Here is a 3,884-nt window from a genome sequence, read left to right on the forward strand (position 1 = left end):
ACGATTTCAAATACGGGGCTGCCGGTAAACAGCACCAGCCCGCCGGCGGGCATGCCCGCCGCCAGGGGATGGCGGGTGTCGAATTCGGCCCGGATGGTGGAGCCGGAACAGAAGAACTTTTCATCGCTCAGCTTTTCCGTGATATCCGTCACCTGCAGGTCGAATACCTGCGCCGCGAATTTCCATGACTGGTTGAACATCACCAGCCGGCCGCCGTCTTCGACGAAGGCTTTAAGATGCCGGATCTCTTTTTTGCCCAGCCCGCTCCTGTACTTTTCCGGAATATCCGTGAAGATCCAGCGCCGGTAGCGCTCCGGGATATCGCCCCGGATCATGTGCGGCGAATCGTCGGCAAATACAATCACATCGAATCGCCTGCGCAGGCGGTCTTTGGCGAAATCGGTATCCCGCATGGAGGTATGGGGGAATTGGAAGGTGTCGAACAGGAACCGCGTCCAGCCTTCGTCCATGTTGCCGCCCCAATACCTGCGGTACATGCCCGTCCGCGCCCGCTGCAAGGTTCGGACCTCCGTCCGGGGCACATACGGTATGGCCCGGAAATCCACGCCCGTCTCGGTTGCGGCCCGCCTCATCAACTCGGCATCCGCGGAAAAAACGATGAAATCACCCCGGCGCAACAGCTCCGTGCCGGTGTGTACGCGCGCAATTTCGGCTCCGCCTTCCAGCAGCATGTTCGCGGCTTTATAAGCCGCGTTGAGCCGGCCGTCCAGGGCCCAAACCTCACCATCTACATCCACCCGTCCCCGGGGCAGGATCTCTCCCGTGAGCTTCTTTGCCGGGGGCATCTCTTCCAGTTTCACTGCTTCGGAACCGACGCCCATGAACTCGTTCATGGTATGGGTGGACAGATCATAGGGGCGCATAATAGAGCCGTCCCGGTCCCGGGTCCAGTCATTGTCCACATACCGGGTCTGCATGAGCAGGTTCCGGATCAGCCCCATCTTGGGCTGAGCCAGGGGAATAATGAAGGAGCCTCCCCTAAAAAGGCGGCGGCCGGAAATGAAATCCTCTTGGGCTTTTCGGATCTCGATGCCCGATTTCATCAGGGTGTTGATCATGATCACCGCGGTCAGGGAATCGTGCTGCCCGGCCGGCACGATGACGGCGTTCACGTCTCCATCGGCTCCGCGTTGGATCTGTCGTTGGGCTTTGAGCACGGCGCCGCTGAGCACCGCTTCGCGGTTGCGGGCCGCGTGGTCCAGCAACGCCACGGCCGCGATGTGGATCTGTTCCACAATGTCTTTAAGACGCCACCAGCCGCCCTTCCAGGGGCTGGGAAATGTGGACTGGGCCTCGTATTCGGGAAACTGCCGACTGCCGCCCTTGAGCTGTTCGGGATGGACGTAGAGGGGTGAGGCGAGCCGGGCGCTTGCCGATTCGGTGAGCATGCCCGCGATGTTGTGAAAGGGGGTGATCCAATGCCAGCCGAAATGGCCCCACCCCGGGAACAGGGCGTCGTTGATCACGCCTTTGATTTCACTTTCTTCCAGTTTGTGGGCGATGTGGGCGCCGTACCAGCTGATCTCGCGCCAGATCAGGGGATCCGCGTGGGGCCGGATCGGTTCGCAATAGGGCGGCACGTAAAACCGGGGCCCGTAACTTCCCATCTGGTGATGGTCCAGGTAGGCCTGGGGCGGCCACTCCACGAACATGACCCGGGCCGCGTATCGGGATTCCGCCATGTTGAGGAAATCACCGTCCCGGTTGGTGTCGTGCCCGATGTACTTGTGATAGAGCCAGGGCATGGATATGCCCTCATGGTCTGTGCCCTTGCAGGCATTGTACCAATCATGGACCATGATGTCACCGTCGGGGTTGAAGCAGGGGATCATGAAAAAAAGCACGTTGTCCAGGATGCGCCGGGTCTGCTCATCCCCTCCGGATACCAGGGCATGGGCGATGCCCGGCGCCGACTGGGTCCCGCCCACTTCACTGGAGTGCAGACCCATGGACTGGCAGATCACGGCTTTTCCTTTTGCTATATAGGATTCCAGGGTTTTGTCGTCGAATCCCCGGGGATCACTGAGGGCCCGGTTGATTTTCTGCAGTTCGTCAAGGTTGGCCAGGTTATCCGGCGATGAGATGATGAGCACCAGGAAGGGATGGCCCATGGTGGAGGGCCCCATGTGCATGACCCGGATGCGGTCGCTGCTCTTTTCCAGCGCGTAAAAGTACTTCACCATGTCCCGCCAATGGATGAGCTCCCGGTCCGTTCCGGGTTTGACCCCGAAATACGCTTCCGGTGACGGAATCGCAGCCTGGGCTGCAGCTGGAGTCGTCGTCAATACGGCAACAAACAGAAACAGTGTGATGATGGCACGGCAGAAACGCATGGCGTCCTCCTGATCGGATCCGGGGAAGAGGTCAACGGGAAACCGCTTTCCCCCATCGCTTGATTCTAGGGCGATGAACCGGAAAATTCAAGGAAACCGCATCACAGAAAACGGGGGTCTTACATTATGACAATGCCGGTATTTTGTAAATGTAAAAGTTGACAAAATAGTTCAAATCGAGGGTCAGGTTTTGCTTGAATTGCGCCGACGGGAACTTGATTTCATTGAACAGACACAAAAATGATCGCCCCAAAACGTGAGTCAGGTCTTTGACTCCCGGTCCTTCCTTATTTTCATCTTTGGCTCCTCACAAAAATCTGTGCATAAGGCAACCGTCCCCCTTCCTCACCTTATTCATTTTCTTTACACCAGATCGCAGTGATTTCACCTACATACATCTTGTGAAAACGTCCGGTTTTATAGTATCTCTCTTTTTCTCTATCCGGTGTGGTTTCAGCGCTCAGGCTGTCCTGGTAAATGATTTTACATTCAAAGATGATCCGGGCTTCTTTAAATGCCATTTCCCCGGAAGGCAGGCAAATACTGGTTAGTTTTGTTTCTTTCAGCTTATCTCCATCGCGTCCTGATTTTGTTCCGCAAACCAACAAATCATCTTTATATTTTTCATGGTCGAAAAAGGAAATGGTATAGGATTGGTGTTTTTCAATAAAACCGAAAGTATACCGCTCCGGCTTGATAAAAATAAATGTGGAAGGTTTATTCCACAGGTTTCCGATTCCACCCCAGGAGATGGTCATGGTGTTGAAATCAGCAAAATCTCCGGCGGTTACCAATCCCCAGTCATCCGCAAACAACTTGATTGTATTTTCTTTAAGATCTCTCACTTCAATATTTTTGAATCCCATCGCCTGCATGGAATCATCCGTGTTCTGGGAGAAGGAAACCATGGTTAGGCTTAAAACGATTAATAGAATGCTGAATGCTTTCATTTTTCTCATTTTTGTTTTGTATCCCTTAATTGAACGGACAGTAAACCCAATTTCCCCATAAACTGATTTTAGGGCCGTGAGTTTGGAATTTCAAGCATATTTCCGGAAAAATGGATGATGAAATTCATCATCCGGCAGGCTCTTTAAGTCACACCGAACAAAAAGGGAACTATCTTCACGGCGGATCGTGAATGCGCGTGAACTCTTCCCCTGGTTCACGGGATCTGGATTATTTTGGCTCTTGGCCGTGGGGATCGCCCGGCGCAGCTTTCTCAGGGAGCTGCCTTAACCTGCATTCCCCACAGCGCTGCTATAGTATTTCAAGACCTTAACCCAGTTTTGTCCCGGAGATCAGCCAATTTATAGTTGGTGCTGCGGCCTCCGGATTCTTCCTGTTTCAAAATTCCTTTTTCCATCAGATCTTTTATATCACGTAAAGCCGTATCAGGAGAACATTTCTACAGCCCGGAGGAGGTTCTGGGTGATATGGAAACGATCGAACACCAGTGTCGCCCGGGGAAGGTGTTCGCGGATCATGTCGATATAGGGTTGCCACATGTCGCAACACACGCCGACAACC

3 protein-coding genes and 1 pseudogene are annotated in these 3,884 nt (G+C 54.0%); all 4 read right to left on the bottom strand.

What is annotated here, in order from left to right:
* The coding region (locus tag ENN40_05720; protein HDP94843.1) for a peptidase M14 family protein at positions 1-2,354 on the bottom strand (2,354 nt) is incomplete at its 3' end.
* A 350-nt stretch (positions 2,355-2,704) separates the two neighbouring features.
* The gene (locus ENN40_05725; protein HDP94844.1) at positions 2,705-3,220 is read right to left on the bottom strand and encodes a flavin reductase family protein; all 516 of its coding nucleotides are present in this window, start codon (positions 3,218-3,220) and stop codon (positions 2,705-2,707) included.
* 404 nt (positions 3,221-3,624) lie between these two features.
* Positions 3,625-3,762, bottom strand: a pseudogene (locus tag ENN40_05730) (DUF4172 domain-containing protein).
* Positions 3,749-3,884, bottom strand: a 136-nt coding sequence (locus ENN40_05735; protein HDP94845.1) for an ISL3 family transposase, incomplete at its 5' end; no start/stop codon positions are given. The pseudogene ENN40_05730 and the gene ENN40_05735, both read right to left, overlap by 14 nt.

The organism is Candidatus Aminicenantes bacterium (assembly GCA_011049425.1).
Lineage (GTDB): Bacteria > Acidobacteriota > Aminicenantia > UBA2199 > UBA2199 > UBA876.

Coding starts and splice junctions, on each gene's coding strand:
- ENN40_05725 (HDP94844.1), bottom strand. CDS start 3,220: ATGGGATTCAAAAATATTGAAGTGAGAGATCTTAAAGAAAATACAATC.